The 13,331-nt window shown below is 75.9% G+C and carries 14 protein-coding genes; 7 read left to right on the forward strand and 7 right to left on the reverse strand.

Annotated elements, in window-relative coordinates:
* Positions 1 to 149: 149 nt before the first annotated feature.
* Genes LPU61_RS06565 through LPU61_RS06580 form a run of 4 tightly spaced genes read left to right on the forward strand, consistent with a single transcriptional unit; the run spans position 150 to position 4,270 of the window.
* Complete coding sequence (locus LPU61_RS06565; protein WP_229404415.1) at positions 150 to 1,634, forward strand: PfkB family carbohydrate kinase; 1,485 nt, start codon at positions 150 to 152, stop codon at positions 1,632 to 1,634.
* On the forward strand, positions 1,631 to 2,332 hold the full coding sequence (locus LPU61_RS06570) for an SDR family oxidoreductase (protein ID WP_229404416.1): 702 nt from the start codon (positions 1,631 to 1,633) through the stop codon (positions 2,330 to 2,332). The genes LPU61_RS06565 and LPU61_RS06570 overlap by 4 nt, the downstream gene beginning before the upstream one ends.
* On the forward strand, positions 2,329 to 3,303 hold the full coding sequence (locus LPU61_RS06575) for a glycosyltransferase family 9 protein (RefSeq protein WP_229404417.1): 975 nt from the start codon (positions 2,329 to 2,331) through the stop codon (positions 3,301 to 3,303). Before LPU61_RS06570 ends, LPU61_RS06575 begins: the two co-directional genes overlap by 4 nt.
* Positions 3,287 to 4,270, forward strand: a complete 984-nt coding sequence (locus LPU61_RS06580; protein WP_043962887.1) for a DNA topoisomerase IB — start codon at positions 3,287 to 3,289, stop codon at positions 4,268 to 4,270. Before LPU61_RS06575 ends, LPU61_RS06580 begins: the two co-directional genes overlap by 17 nt.
* 230 nt (positions 4,271 to 4,500) lie before the next feature.
* Here the strand turns inward: LPU61_RS06580 and LPU61_RS06585 are convergent, their stop codons facing one another.
* Together LPU61_RS06585 and LPU61_RS06590 are read right to left on the reverse strand one after the other, a co-directional pair.
* Complete coding sequence (locus LPU61_RS06585) at positions 4,501 to 5,496, reverse strand: helix-turn-helix domain-containing protein (protein ID WP_229404418.1); 996 nt, start codon at positions 5,494 to 5,496, stop codon at positions 4,501 to 4,503.
* A 165-nt stretch (positions 5,497 to 5,661) separates the two neighbouring features.
* Positions 5,662 to 6,105, reverse strand: a complete 444-nt coding sequence (locus tag LPU61_RS06590) for a helix-turn-helix domain-containing protein (protein ID WP_229404419.1) — start codon at positions 6,103 to 6,105, stop codon at positions 5,662 to 5,664.
* Between the two features lie 138 nt (positions 6,106 to 6,243).
* On the opposite strand from LPU61_RS06590, the gene LPU61_RS06595 reads away from it, so the two are divergent.
* A complete protein-coding gene (locus LPU61_RS06595; protein WP_305071878.1) occupies positions 6,244 to 7,110 on the forward strand; it encodes an aldo/keto reductase family oxidoreductase in 867 nt (288 codons plus the stop codon).
* A 94-nt stretch (positions 7,111 to 7,204) separates the two neighbouring features.
* Here the strand turns inward: LPU61_RS06595 and LPU61_RS06600 are convergent, their stop codons facing one another.
* The 4 genes from LPU61_RS06600 to LPU61_RS31490 all read right to left on the reverse strand — a co-directional run bounded on the left by LPU61_RS06600 (position 7,205) and on the right by LPU61_RS31490 (position 10,690).
* A complete protein-coding gene (locus tag LPU61_RS06600) occupies positions 7,205 to 7,708 on the reverse strand; it encodes a hypothetical protein (RefSeq protein ID WP_043962890.1) in 504 nt (167 codons plus the stop codon).
* A gap of 84 nt (positions 7,709 to 7,792) precedes the next feature.
* Positions 7,793 to 9,424, reverse strand: coding sequence for a RecQ family ATP-dependent DNA helicase (locus tag LPU61_RS06605; RefSeq protein WP_043962891.1), 1,632 nt, complete (start codon positions 9,422 to 9,424; stop codon positions 7,793 to 7,795).
* Positions 9,425 to 9,470: 46 nt separating this feature from the next.
* Positions 9,471 to 10,418, reverse strand: a complete 948-nt coding sequence (locus LPU61_RS06610; RefSeq protein ID WP_229404420.1) for a TIGR03557 family F420-dependent LLM class oxidoreductase — start codon at positions 10,416 to 10,418, stop codon at positions 9,471 to 9,473.
* 146 nt (positions 10,419 to 10,564) lie between these two features.
* Entirely contained in the window at positions 10,565 to 10,690 is a 126-nt protein-coding gene (locus tag LPU61_RS31490) for a hypothetical protein (RefSeq protein ID WP_255699930.1), read from the reverse strand.
* A 147-nt stretch (positions 10,691 to 10,837) separates the two neighbouring features.
* On the opposite strand from LPU61_RS31490, the gene LPU61_RS06615 reads away from it, so the two are divergent.
* On the forward strand, positions 10,838 to 12,415 hold the full coding sequence (locus tag LPU61_RS06615; protein ID WP_043962893.1) for a glycoside hydrolase family 3 protein: 1,578 nt from the start codon (positions 10,838 to 10,840) through the stop codon (positions 12,413 to 12,415).
* A 30-nt stretch (positions 12,416 to 12,445) separates the two neighbouring features.
* Here LPU61_RS06615 and LPU61_RS06620 read toward each other — a convergent pair whose 3' ends face one another.
* Positions 12,446 to 12,733, reverse strand: coding sequence for a GNAT family N-acetyltransferase (locus tag LPU61_RS06620; RefSeq protein WP_043962894.1), 288 nt, complete (start codon positions 12,731 to 12,733; stop codon positions 12,446 to 12,448).
* 179 nt (positions 12,734 to 12,912) lie between these two features.
* On the opposite strand from LPU61_RS06620, the gene LPU61_RS06625 reads away from it, so the two are divergent.
* Positions 12,913 to 13,278, forward strand: coding sequence for a hypothetical protein (locus LPU61_RS06625; protein WP_229404421.1), 366 nt, complete (start codon positions 12,913 to 12,915; stop codon positions 13,276 to 13,278).
* The last annotated feature ends 53 nt before the right edge of the window (positions 13,279 to 13,331 follow it).

Raw genomic sequence — 13,331 nt, forward strand, 5'->3', positions numbered from 1 at the left:
GCCGCGTCGTGCCGGCCGCCAGCGGGGCGGCGGGCCGCACCGTGCCACCGGCCGCCGGCGCGCCGGACGGTCCGGTGCGCGCCGGGGTCGAGGTGGTGCTCGACGACGGTACGGGCCGGCAGGCCGAGGCGGGATGAGGAGGCGAGCTGATGACGGGACCCGTGGTGGTGGTCGGTGACCTCCTGCTCGACCGGGACGTCGAGGGGGTGGTGAACCGGCTGTGCCCGGACTCGCCGGTGCCGGTCCTCGACGAGTCCACGGCCGTCGACCGGCCCGGCGGGGCCGGCCTCGCGGCGGTGTTCGCGGCGGCGCAGGGCGCCGAGGTCGCGCTGGTGACCGCCCTCGCCGACGACGCGGGCGCGGCGCGCCTGGCCGAGCTGCTCGCCGCCGCCGGGGTGCAGGTGTACGCGCTGCCGCTGCGCGGCACCACCTGCGAGAAGATCCGGCTGCACGCCCGGGGCCGGGTGCTGCTGCGCCACGACCGGGGCGGGGCGGCGGGGGAGCCCGGGGAGCCGAGCGAGGCCGTGCTGCGGCTGCTGGCCGCCGCGTCCGCCGTGCTGGTCAGCGACTACGGCCGGGGGGTGGCCCGCCAGCCGGCCCTGCGGGCGGCGCTCGCGGGCACCCGGGCGCCGGTGGTGTGGGACCCGCACCCGCGCGGCCCGGCCGCCGTGCCGGGCGTGCACCTGGCCACCCCGAACGAGTCCGAGGTGCGCGAGCTGGTGAAGGCCGCGCCGGGCGGGTCCCGGCTGGCCACCGCGTCGCGGGGCGCGCAGGAGCTGCGCCGGCGCTGGCGGGCCGGGGCGGTCACCGTGACCCTGGGCGGCGACGGGGCGCTGCTCTGCCACGCCGGCTCCACGCCGCTGGTGGTGCCCGCGCCGGCCAGCGCCGAGGGGGACACCTGCGGCGCGGGCGACCGGTTCGCCGCGACCGCCGCCATCGCCCTGTCCCGGGGCGCGCTGGTCTCCGAGGCGGTGCAGGCGGCCGTCACCGAGGCGTCGGGGTACGTCGCCGCGGGGGGAGTGGCCGCCGCCCTGCCGGCACCGGTCCGGGCCGCCGCCGCGCCGCCGTCGCGCCCCGGCGGGCCCCGGATCGGGGTCGCCGCCGCCGCCGAGGTCGTCGCCGGGGTACGCGCGGCCGGCGGGACCGTGGTGGCCACCGGCGGCTGCTTCGACCTGCTGCACGCCGGGCACGTGGCCACCCTGGAGGCCGCCCGGCAGCTCGGCGACTGCCTCGTCGTCTGCGTCAACTCCGACGCGAGCGTGGCCGGGCTGAAGGGCCCGGACCGGCCGGTGGTGCCGCAGGGCGACCGCAGCCGGCTGCTGGCGGCGCTGGGCTGCGTCGACGCGGTGCTGGTCTTCGACGAGCCCACCCCGGAGGCGGCGCTGACCTGGCTGCGCCCGGACGTGTGGGTCAAGGGCGGCGACTACGCCGGCGGCGGCGAGCCGGCGCTGCCCGAGGCGGAGGTGCTGCGCCGCTGGGGCGGGCACACGGTGGTCGTGCCGTACCTCGACGGGCGCTCGACCACCGACATGATCGCCGCCGCCCGCGCCACCGGCGGGACGAGCGGGCCCCGGGCGCCGGGCCTGCGGGTGGGCGTCGACGTGGACGGCACGACGATCAAGGGGGCACGATGAGCGCGAGCGCACCGGGAGCCGGGCCGACCGTACTGGTCACGGGCGGGTCCAGCGGGTTGGGGGCGGCCGTGGTGGCCGCCGTGGCGAAGGCCGGCGGCCGGCCGGTGGTGCTGGACCGGCAGGCGCCGGCCGACGGGGTGCCCTGGGTCGAGTGCGACCTCGCCGACACCCGCGCCGCCGAGGCCGCCACCCGGCACCTCGCCGAACGCTCCGGCGGCCTCGACGCCGTCGTCACCGCCGCCGGCATCGACGTTCCCGGCCGGCTCGCCGACGTCCCCGGCGACACCTGGGACCGCATCGTGACCGTCGACCTGCTCGCCACCGCCGCCGTCATCCGGGCCGCCCTGCCCTGGCTGGAGGCGGCCCGGGGCAACGTCGTCACCGTCGCCTCCACCCTCGGCGTCAAGGCCGTCAGCGACGCCACCGCGTACTGCGCCGCGAAGTTCGGCGTCGTCGGCTTCACCCGCGCCCTCGCCGCCGAACTCGCCGGCTCGGTCGGCGTCACCCTGCTCGTCCCCGGCGGCATGCGCACCGCGTTCTTCGACGAACGCGACGCCCAGTACCGGCCCGGCCCCGACGCCAGCCTCAACGACCCCGCCGACACCGCCGCCGCCGTCATGTTCGCCCTCTCCCAGCCGCCCGGCAGCGCCGTGCGCGAACTGGTCGTCTGCGCCGAGCGGGAGTCGTCGTACCCGTGATCCTCGCCCTGCGCGCCCTCGGCGTCGGCGACCTCGCCACCGCCGTGCCCGCGCTGCGCGCGCTGCGCGCCGCCCACCCCGACCGGGAACTCGCCCTGGCCGCCCCTGCCTGGCTGGCCCCCCTCGTCAACCTTGTCGGCGGCGTCGACCGGCTCGTGCCGGCGACCGGGCTGGCCCCCCTCGACCGGCCCGACCCGCCCCCGGACCTGGCCGTCAACCTGCACGGGCGCGGCCCGCAGTCGCACCGGTTGCTCGCCGCCACCCGGCCGCGGCGGTTGCTCGCCTTCGCCAACCCCGACGCCGGGCACGCCGACGGCCCCGACTGGCGACCCGGCGAACACGAGGTCGACCGCTGGTGCCGCCTGCTGCACTGGTACGGCATCCCCGCCGACCGCGCCGACCTCGCCCTGCGCCACCCGCCCGCCGGCCCGACCCCGGCCGGGGTGAGCGTCGTGCATCCGGGCAGCAAGATCCCGGCGAAGCGCTGGCCCGCCGGGCGCTTCGCGGCGGTGGCCCGCGCGTTGGCCGGGCGCGGCCACCGGGTCGTGGTCACCGGGTCGGCCGACGAGCGGGCGCTGGCCGGGCGGGTGGCCCGTCGGGCGGGGCTCGCGCCGGACGCGGTGCTCGCCGGCCGCACGGACCTCGGCGGGCTGGCCGCCCTGGTGGCGCACGCCCGCCTCGTGGTCAGCGGCGACACCGGCGTCGCCCACCTCGCCACCGGCTACGGCACCCCGTCGGTGGTCCTCTTCGGCCCGGTCCCGCCGACCGAGTGGGGGCCGCCGCCGGAGCGGCCGTGGCACCGGGCGCTGTGGGCGGGGGAGCAGGGGCCCGGCGGGCCGGAGGGGGATTGGTCCGCATCTGCCGGGGTAGGTACCGATCCGGTGTTGGCGGCGATCGGCGTCGGCGAGGTGCTGGCCGCCGTGGCGGAGGCGGAACAGGCGGTGCGAGTTGCCGGTGCGGTTACGGCGTAGCGACCCGGGCAGGCCCGGCTACGGTCGCCGGCGGCGCGGCCGGGGCTGGCTCTTCCTCGACCCGGCCGGCGACCCGGTCCGCGACCCCGACGAGCTGGCCCGGCTACGGGACCTGGTGATCCCGCCCGCCTGGCGGGACGTGTGGATCTCGCCGTACCCCAACGGCCACATCCAGGCCACCGGCGTCGATGCGGCCGGGCGCAAGCAGTACCTCTACCACCCCCGCTGGCGGCAGCAGCGCGACGAGGCGAAGTTCGACCACGTGCTGGAGGTCGCCCAGCGCCTCCCCGTGCTGCGCGAGCGGGTGGGCCACGACCTGACCGGCCGGGGGCTGAACCGGGACCGGGTGCTGGCCACGGTCACCCGGCTGCTCGACATGGGCATGTTCCGCGTCGGCAGCGACCAGTACGCCGTCGGCGACGACGCCACCTTCGGCGTGGCCACGCTGCGCCCCGAGCACGCGCGCAGCCGGGGCGGCTGCGTGGTCTTCGCGTTCCCCGCCAAGGGCGGCGTCGAACAGGTGCGCCGCATCGAGGACCCGCAGCTGTGCCGGGTGCTGAGCAACCTGCGTCGCCGCCGGCGTGCCGCCGACCGACTGTTCGGCTACTGGGACGGCCGGGGCTGGCGGGACGTGCGCAGCGACGAGGTCAACGAGTACCTGCGCGACGCCAGCGGCGGCGAGATGACCGCGAAGGACTTCCGCACCTGGCACGCCACCGTCCTGGCGGCCACCGAACTGGCCGGCCACGCGCCGGCCCGCTCCGTGACGGCCCGCCGCCGGGCGGTGGCGGCGGTGATGCGGCAGGTCGCGGAACTGCTGGGCAACACGGCGACCGTCGCCCGCACCTCGTACGTGGACCCCCGGGTGGTGGACCTGTTCCACGACGGCGTGGTCGCCCCGGTGGGGCCGGAGACGCCCCGCGCGGAGGCGGAGCTGCGGGTGCTGGAGCTGCTGGCGGACGCCTGAGGGCCCCGCCGCCGGTCTCGGCGGCACCGGGCGGCCGCCCGCGACCGTCGTGTCGCGGGCGCCTCGCCACGGCCCCCGTTACGTGCGGGCCGCCACGGGGTTGCCCCGAGCCCGGCCCGTAACCAGTATCTGGGAGGGACCGGCCGGGGAGTTGACCTTGGGTGTCAGGTGGTTGACGATCCGTGCCGTCGCGGGGAGTGGTCCTGCGGTCCCGATCGCCGCGCCCGGCGTCAGCCGGGCCCCGGCCGGGTGCTCTCCCGCCAGGCCCGGGGGCTGAGGCCGTACGCGGCGCGGAAGGCGCGGCTGAAGTGCGCCTTGTCGCGGAAGCCCCAGCGGGCGGCGATGGCCTGGACGGGCCGGTCCCGCAGCAGCGGGTCGGCCAGGTCCCGCCGGCAGCGTTCCAGCCGGCGGCGGCGGATGGCCCCGCCGACGGACTCCTCCTCGTCGGCGAAGAGGCGGTGCAGGGTGCGCAGGGCGACGTGGTGGGCGTCGGCGACGGCCCGGGGCGACAGGTCGGGGTCGCCGAGGTGGCGCTCGATGAAGTCGTGGACCTGGGTGAGCAGCGCCTGCTGGCGCATCTCGGCCGGGAGCCGGGACTCGGCGTCGAGGTGCCGGGCGAGCAGCATGGTGATCAGGGTGAGGGTGACGTCGGCGAGGTGGGGCGCGTCGGCGGCCCGGAACTGCTCCGGGTGCCGGGTGATCTGGAGCAGGTGCTGGGCCAGCAGCGCCCCGGGGCCCTCCGTGCCCGACATCCGCGCGGCGGTCAGCCCGCCCACCTTGTCGGGGTGCAGCGGCAGGCGGGCGCGGGGCACCAGCGCGGTGACGGCGCTGGCCTGGGCCCGCTCGGCGTCGTGGCCGGAGTGCACGATCCGGTGGGGGCGCGCCCAGTCGACCAGGGTGAGGTCGCCGATCGGGATCGCGTTCGTGGCCCGGCCGGAGTCGATGGCGCTGCTGCCGGCGAGGGTGAGGGCGACCTGGAAGACCTCCGGGTCGGCCTGCCGGATCAGGCGCGGGGTGCGCAGGCCGATCAGGGACTGGTAGTGGAACCGGCACAGCTCGACCTCGCCCAGCGTCAGGATGTCGACGTCGGCCCGGAAGTCCGCCGTGTGCTCGCTGTCCATGGCCATCGGGGCGGAGGCGCGGGAGGCGAGCTCCGTGAAGAAGGGCCAGCGCTCCGCCGCCGGCAGCACGGTCGTGTCCAGTCTCTCGGTGCGCAGCCCACCCATCACCGGCCTCCCCGTCGTCGCCTTCCTCCATTGTCGACGCTAGCGCCGGTGAGCGGTGCCGCCGGGTGGCGCGGCACCGCCGGGGACCGGTCGGGGCGGTCAGCCGGGTGATCGACCGCCGGTACGCAGGCCTGAGCTGCGCGGGCTTTCCGCACGTGAGCGGCCTCAGGCGGGACGGGTGTCGTACGTCGCGCGGTTGGCCAGCACGTCGTCCATGTGCGCCTCGGCCCACCCCTTCACGCCGCGCATCGTCTGGTGCAGGGAGTGGCCGAGCGCGGTCAGCTCGTAGGTGACCGTGACGGGCACGGTCGGCGTCACGGCCCGGGTGACCAGGCCGTCGCGTTCGAGGGACCGCAGCGTCTGGGTCAGCATCTTCTGGCTGACGCCGGCCAGCAGGCGCGACAGCTCCGAATAGCGCAGCGGCCGGGGGTCGCCGCCGCAGTCGGCGCCGAACCGGTGCGAGCCGTCGCTGCCCAGCGCGGCCAGCACCAGGGTGACCCACTTGTCCGCGATGCGGTCGAGCAGCTGGCGACTCGGACACTGTGCCAGGAACGCGTCATACTCGGCCTTCGCCCGGGCCCTCTTCTGCTCCGCGGTCGTCGTCGCCATCGGGCCGCCCCTTCCACCACTGGTGCGTTACGCACTTCCAGGTGCCTACTTCCGGACAGGAAGCTACCCGATCAGAGTGGAGCCGGCATCCGCGGTGCCCGGCACCGACACCCAGCACACGAAAGCAGAGGTGCAGCAGTGACCTCCCCTTCCCTTCCCGGCGGCACCTGGACGCTGGGGGACCTGACCGTCACCCGGTTCGGCTACGGCGCCATGCAACTCGCCGGGCCCTGGGTCATGGGTCCGCCGGCCGACCACCACGGCGCGCTCGCCGTCCTCCGGGAGGCCGTCGCCCTCGGCATCACCCACATCGACACCTCCGACGCGTACGGGCCGCACGTCACCAACCGGCTGATCCGCGAGGCGCTGCACCCGTACCCCGACTCGCTGCACATCGTGACCAAGGTCGGCGCGAACCGCGACCAGCGGGGCGGCTGGCCGCCGGCCCGGGACCCGGAGAGCCTGCGCCGGTCCGTGCACGAGAACCTCGACAACCTCGGGCTCGACGTGCTCGACCTGGTCAACCTGCGGCTCGGCGACGCCGAGGGGCCCCGGCCCGGCCCGGTCGCCGAGGCGTTCGAGACGCTCGTCGAGCTCCAACAGCAGGGCCTGATCCGGCACCTCGGGCTGAGCAACGCGACGCCGGAGCAGGTCGCCGAAGCCCAGGCGATCGCGCCGATCGTGTGCGTGCAGAACATGTACAACCTCGCGCACCGCCAGGACGACGCCCTGATCGACGCGCTCGCCGAGCAGGGCGTCGCCTACGTGCCGTTCTTCCCGCTCGGGGGCTTCACCCCGCTGCAGTCCTCGGCGCTCGCGGCCGTGGCCGCCCGGCTGGGGGCGGCACCCATGTCGGTGGCCCTGGCCTGGCTGCTGCGGCGGTCACCGAACATCCTGCTGATCCCCGGCACCTCGTCCGTGGCGCACCTGCGGGAGAACGTCGCGGGCGCAGGCCTCGCCCTCTCCACCGACGACCTGGCCGAGCTGGACAAGGTCGGCGGCTAGGACCCGGAAGGACGCTCGATCGTCTGCTGTTGCCGGAGACCTCCACCGGCGTGTCGGCTCAAGAAACAGCAGACGATCGAGCACCCGTGGCAGCTCAGTCGTTGAGGACCTGGGAGAGCCGGTCGCGGAAGCGCCGCTCGGAGTCGCTCACCACGTCGCCGCCGAGGCCCAGGATCCCGCCGCTGGACGCCGCGCTCACCACGTGCTCGGCGATCTCCACGAGCCAGTGCTTGTAGGCGCCGGCCTCGCCCTCGTCGACCTTCTCGGCCAGCAGCCGGGCCGCCGAGGCCGCCCGGTTCAGCACGTCCTCGATCACCGCACGCGGGTCGGCCGGCGCGATCACCGGCAGCTCCTCGCCGGCCTCCGGGTCGCCCACCCGGGACACGATCTCGCCCGCCACGGCGGCCACGAGCGGGCTGCCCGACTCGCGGCCCGTGGCGATGCTCTCCAGCCCGGCCGCGTTCTCGGCCATGGTGCGGCGGGCGCTGTCGTGCTCGGCGGCGCTCGCCGCGGTCAGCACCGACTGCGGCAGGCCGACCAGCAGCCCCCACTCCTCGTCGGAGAAACCGAACCCGGTGTACGCCGGCTGCTCGATCACGACCGCGCTCCTCTCGTCGTTCCATCTCTGTGCCGTGGGCACGGTGGTCCGTCCCGGTGCCGTGGCCTGTCGGCCCGGCTCAGGCTAGTCGAGGGTCAACAGGCCCTGTTCGGACACCACGCGCACCGACAGCGTCTTGTACCCGACCTCCTCGAAGAGCACCGTCATCCGGTCCTCCTCGTAGCTGAGCACCATGCCGGGTCCCCACTCGGGGTGGCGCACCTGGCTGTGCACCGGGAACGGCCCGCTCGCGCCGTCGTCGGCGACGCTGGTGCCGGCGAGGCAGTTGTCGCAGTGCCCGCAGACCTTCGTCATCTGCTCACCGAAGTACGCCAGCAGCGCCTGCCCCCGGCAGCCGGTCGTCTCGGCGAAGGCCCGCATCATGTCCGTCCGCGACCGGGTGACGGTCTGCTGGCGTTCCGCCTCGGCCCGCGCCGCGTCGCCGGCCTCGACCGGCGTCGGCGAGTACCGGGGCGCGCCGATGCGCTGCCGCGACCGGGGCTCGGCGGCGCCGACCTGCTCCAGCAGGGCGAGATACTGGCCCAGCTTGCGTGGCCCCAGGCCCGTCGCCTCCCGCAGCTCCTTCTTGGTGGCCGGCTTGCGCCGCAGCAGGGCCGCCAGGTCGCGCAGCTCGGTGGCGTCCGGCAGGCCGCCGCTGAAGAAGCGTTGCAGGCCGACGTCCTCGGCCTGCCACAGCAGCAGCACCCGGGCCGGCTCCCCGTCGCGCCCGGCCCGGCCGATCTCCTGGAAGTAGCTGTCCGGCGAGTCCGGCAGCGCCATGTGCACCACCCAGGCGATGTTCGGCTTGTCGATGCCCATGCCGAACGCCGAGGTGGCCACCATGATGGGCACCCGGTCGGCGAGGAACGCCTCGTGCAGCTCGCCGCGTGCCCCGGCGGGCATCCCGCCATGGTAGAACTCGGCCGGGAAGCCGGCGTCGGTGAGCCGGGCGGCCAGCTCCTCGGCCGCCCGCCGGGTCGGCACGTAGATGATCCCGGGGCGCCTGTCCTCGCGCAGCAGGGCGAGCAGCCGCCGCCACCGGTAGTCCTCGGTGGGGCAGTGCGCGACCTCCAGGAACAGGTTCGGCCGGTCCAGCCCGGACACGACCACCTCGGCGTCGCGCAGCCGCAGCCGGGCGACGATGTCGTCGCGTACCGGCGGGGAGGCCGTGGCGGTCAGGGCGACCACCGGGGGCCGGCCGATGCCCTCGATGAGGTGCCCCAGCGCCAGGTAGTCGGGGCGGAAGTCGTGCCCCCAGGCCGAGATGCAGTGCGCCTCGTCGATCGCCACGAGCGCCGGCTTGAGCGACCTGACCTCGGCCATCCGGTCGGGGTTGGCCAACTGCTCCGGCGTGATGAACAGGAACTCGGCCCGGCCCGCGCGGACCTCCTCGATCGCCTCCGCCTGCTGGGCGGGCGTCTCGTCCGAGCTGATCCGCACCGCCCGCAGCTCGGGGCGGCGGCGCTCGTTGAGGGCCGCGATCTGGTCCTGCTGGAGGGCGAGCAGTGGGGAGATCACCACGGTCGGGCCGGGGATCAGGCTGGCCGGGATCTGGTAGATCGCCGACTTGCCGGCGCCGGTGGGCAGCACCACCAGGGCGTCGCGTCGCTTCATCACCGCGCGCATGGCGGCGAGCTGGTTGGGCCGCAGCGCTTTCCAGCCGAAGAGGCTCCGCGCCGCGCGGCGCAACGTCATGGAGTGCGTGGACAGCTTCATCGAGGGCCGGAGGTACCCGACCCGATCACCCCCGAAACCCGGCGGCTCAGCGCAGCCGGGGGAGCACGGAGGTGCGGTAGAGCTCGAACAGCCCCTCGTGGTGCGGGCCGGTGTTGGCCACGTAGACCTCGTCGAAGCCGGCCTGCGCGTACCGGTCGATCATCTCCAGGTGCGCGTCGGCGCTGTCGCCGCACACGAACGACTCCTTCATCATCTCCGGCCGCACGAGCTGCCCGGCCTGCTCGAAGTGCCGGGGCGAGGGCAGCACCTGGGACAGTTCGCCCGGCACGCCGGCGTTGGGCCACCGCTCGTACGCGATCGCCGCGCCGGCGTCCTCGCTGTCGGCGTACGCCGCCTTGAAGCCGGCCTGGCACGGCTTGTCGCCGCCGCCGGAGCGGAACCGGCGGACCAGGTCGGCGTCGGGCGACGTGCTGACGTACCCGTCGCCGATGCGGGCGGCCAGGTCGACGGCCTTCGGGCCGAAACCGGAGACGTAGACCGGCGGGGGAACGTCGGGCAGGGTGTAGAGGCGGGCGTGCTCGACGGTGTAGTGCCGGCCGTGGTGGTTGACGAACCCGCCCCGCCACAGCTCGCGCATCACCTCGACGGCCTCCTCCAGCATCTCCAGCCGTACGTCGGCCTGCGGCCAGGCGTCGCCGAAGATGTGCTCGTTGAGGGCCTCGCCGGAGCCCACCCCGAGGACGAACCGCCCCTGGTGCAGCACGGCGCTGGTCGCTGCGGCCTGGGCGAGCACCGCCGGGTGGATGCGCACCGTCGGGCAGGTCACGGCCGTGGTGACGGGCAGCGAGCAGACCTGGCTGAGCGCCCCGATCATCGACCAGACGAACGGGCTCTGGCCCTGGGCGTCCGTCCACGGATGGTAGTGGTCGGAGATCCACAGCGCCTCGAAGCCGGCCCGCTCGGCACCCCGGGCCTGCTCCAGCAGTTGCGCCGGGGTGAGCTCCTCGCTGGACAGGAAGTAGCCGATCCGCATCGTTCCCCCTCGCCGTGCCCGGTGCGCGGCGCACCGGCGGCACGACACCGCCGTACCCCACGGGTCGCGGGGTGAACCCGGCGCGGCGGGGCGGCGGCCGTGGTGGCGGGCCGGTGCCGCCCGGCGGCCGGGCGGCGGCCGTGGGGTCAGCGCCGGCCGAACATGGCCCGGATCGCGGCGAGCAGCAGGAGGCCGCCGACGATCAGGCCGAGCAGGCGGACGCCGGGCACGTCGGCCGCGCTGCTGGCGTCGGCGAGCGGCGGGACAGGCATGTGGGAACTCTCCCACGAAGGGCCGGACCGCGCCAGACGGTAACAGTAAGGTTTATTGACTATTTGCTGGCGGTGGTGTGACCATGGCAGCACCGCCGCGGCCCGCGGCCGGTCCGACACGGCACAAGACGGGGGTACGGCAGCCGCATGAGCAGCGCACCGACGGGGAACCTGGCGAGCCTGGCGGCCGCCGTCCTGCAACCCGGATTCGTCGGCACCACCCCGCCGCCGTGGGTCCTGCGGTGGCTCGGCGACGGGCTCGGCTCGGTGGTGCTCTTCGCCCGCAACATCGTCGACCTCGACCAGGTCGCCGCGCTCACCGCCGCGCTGCGCGCCGAGCGCCCCGACGTGATCGTCGCCATCGACGAGGAGGCCGGCGACGTCACCCGCATCGAGTCCGGCCGGGGCAGCTCCCGGCCCGGCAACTTCGCCCTCGGCGCCGTCGACGACCCGCAGTTGACCGCCGAGGTCGCCCGCGACCTGGGCCGCGAGCTGGCGTCCGTCGGGGTCACCCTCGACTACGCCCCGGACGCCGACGTCAACTCCAACCCCGCCAACCCCGTGATCGGGGTACGCGCCTTCGGCGCCGACCCGGACCTCGTCGCCCGGCACACCGCCGCCTGGGTACGCGGCCTCCAGTCCGGCGGCGTCGCCGCCTGCGCCAAGCACTTCCCCGGCCACGGCGACACCCGCGTCGACTCCCACCACGACCTGCCCCGCATCGGCGGCAGCCGCGCACAGCTCGACGCCGCCGAACTGGTGCCGTTCCGGGCCGCCGTGGCGGCCGGGGTGCAGGCGGTGATGACCGGCCACCTCCTCGTGCCGGCGCTCGACCCGCGGCTGCCGGCCACCCTCAGCCCCCGCATCCTCGGCGGCCTGCTCCGCGAGGAACTGGGCTTCTCGGGCGTGATCGTCACCGACGCGGTGGAGATGCGGGCGGTCGCCGACCGGTACGGCTTCGCCGGCGCGGCGGTCCGCGCCCTCGCCGCCGGAGCGGACGCGATCTGCGTCGGCGGTGAACGCGCCGACGAGGACGCCGCCCGCGAGCTGCGCGACGCGATCGTCGCCGCCGTCGTCTCCGGCGAGCTGCCCGAACAACGGCTGGCCGAGGCGGCCAAGCGGGTCGGCCAGCTCGCGGCCTGGACGGTGGCCGCCCGGGCCGACGCCCCGTCCCGCCCCACCGTCACGCCCGGCGGCTCCCCGATCGGGCTGGCCGCCGCCCGCCGCGCCGTGCGGGTCACGGCGAGCGCCGCCGGGGCCCTGCCGCTGGCCGGGGCCCCGCACGTGGTCGAGTTCGAGCCGCCCCGCAACATCGCCATCGGCGCGGAGACCCCGTGGGGGATCGCCGCCCCGCTGGCCGCCCTGCTCCCGGGCACCACCGCGGTCCGCCTCGGCGCGGACGATCTCGGCGACGTCCCCGCAGGGGCGGTCGACGGTGCTCCTGCCGGTGCTGTCGGCGGGGCCGCCGGCCGGCCGCTGGTGCTGGTCGTCCGCGACCTGCACCGGCACGACTGGATGCGCGCCGCCGTGGCCCGGGCCCTCGTCGCCCGCCCGGACGCGGTGGTGGTCGAGCTGGGCGTGCCGGCCCTCGTCACGGGCGCCGTGCACGTCGCCACCCACGGCGCGACCCGGGCCGGTGCCCTGGCCGCCGCCGAACTGCTGGCCGGCACGGGACGCGTCGCCGCGATGCCGCTGGCCGGCGTGGCCGAGCCCGTGGTCGGCTGAGCCCGGCGGGATCAGGTGCCGTTGCGGCCGTCAGGGGGCGGGGGTGACCAGGTCCGCGTACTCGGGGTGGCGCTCGATGAAGGCCGCCATGAACGGGCACCTCGGCACCACCCGGCCGCCGCGCTCGCGGACCTGGTCCAGGGTGGCCCGCATCAGCGCCGCCCCGACACCCATGTTCTGGAACTTCGCGTCGACCTCGGTGTGGGTGAAGATCAGCACCTCGCCCCGGGGCAGGTACGCGGTGAACCCGGCCAGCGCGTCGTCGACCAGGATCTCGAAGCGGTGGCGGGCGGGATTGTCCTCGACCAGGAAGCTCACCCGGCCATTCTGCCCCCGCCACCCGCCGGCCGGTCCAGTTCACCCCCACTCCGCTCCCGGCGGCGGGCGGCCTGCCGCCGGTGCGGGGTGGAGAAGGGCGCCCTTCTCCACCGGAAGCGTTGACAAGGGCCCTTCCTTGCACGCCGGGCGGGTCGCGGGGGTCTCGTACCCTTGATCGCGTGACGAACCGACGCGGTACCTCCCCGTCCACCCCCACCCGCCGCGCCGCCGGCCTGCTGGCCGGCCTGGCACTCGGCGTCGCCCTGCTCGCCGGATGCAGCTCCGAGGGCGCCTCCACCGACTGCGGCCTGGACGCCTGCACGGTGACCTTCGACCGGGGCGTCGAGGCCAGCGCCACCATCCTCGGCGTCGAGGCCAAGCTGGTCGGCGCCCAGGGCGACCAGGTGACCGTCGAGGTCGCCGGCGAGCAGTTGTCGCTGACCGTGGGCCAGCAGGCCACCGAGGTCGGCGGCTTCGCGGTCACCCTGGACAGCGTCACCGACGAGCAGGTCAAGATCCGCGTGTCGCGCAACCCCAACGGCTAGCCGGGGCACCGCGCGGGCGGTGGCCGACGTTTGGGGATCTCCGCAATCGGAGA

The organism is Micromonospora sp. NBRC 110038 (assembly GCF_020884815.1).
GTDB classification, from domain to species: Bacteria; Actinomycetota; Actinomycetes; order Mycobacteriales; family Micromonosporaceae; genus Micromonospora; species Micromonospora haikouensis.

What these genes read in the sequence shown, in the direction of transcription:
- LPU61_RS06565 (WP_229404415.1), top strand. Translation starts at nt 150, where the DNA reads ATGACGGGACCCGTGGTGGTGGTCGGTGACCTCCTGCTCGACCGGGAC.
- LPU61_RS06610 (WP_229404420.1), bottom strand. Translation starts at nt 10,418, where the DNA reads ATGCGGATCGGCTACTTCCTGTCCAGCGAGGAGCTCACCCCGGCGCAA.
- LPU61_RS06585 (WP_229404418.1), bottom strand. Translation starts at nt 5,496, where the DNA reads ATGGGTGGGCTGCGCACCGAGAGACTGGACACGACCGTGCTGCCGGCG.
- LPU61_RS06590 (WP_229404419.1), bottom strand. Translation starts at nt 6,105, where the DNA reads ATGGCGACGACGACCGCGGAGCAGAAGAGGGCCCGGGCGAAGGCCGAG.
- LPU61_RS06570 (WP_229404416.1), top strand. Translation starts at nt 1,631, where the DNA reads ATGAGCGCGAGCGCACCGGGAGCCGGGCCGACCGTACTGGTCACGGGC.
- LPU61_RS06605 (WP_043962891.1), bottom strand. Translation starts at nt 9,424, where the DNA reads ATGAAGCTGTCCACGCACTCCATGACGTTGCGCCGCGCGGCGCGGAGC.
- LPU61_RS06615 (WP_043962893.1), top strand. Translation starts at nt 10,838, where the DNA reads ATGAGCAGCGCACCGACGGGGAACCTGGCGAGCCTGGCGGCCGCCGTC.
- LPU61_RS31490 (WP_255699930.1), bottom strand. Translation starts at nt 10,690, where the DNA reads ATGCCTGTCCCGCCGCTCGCCGACGCCAGCAGCGCGGCCGACGTGCCC.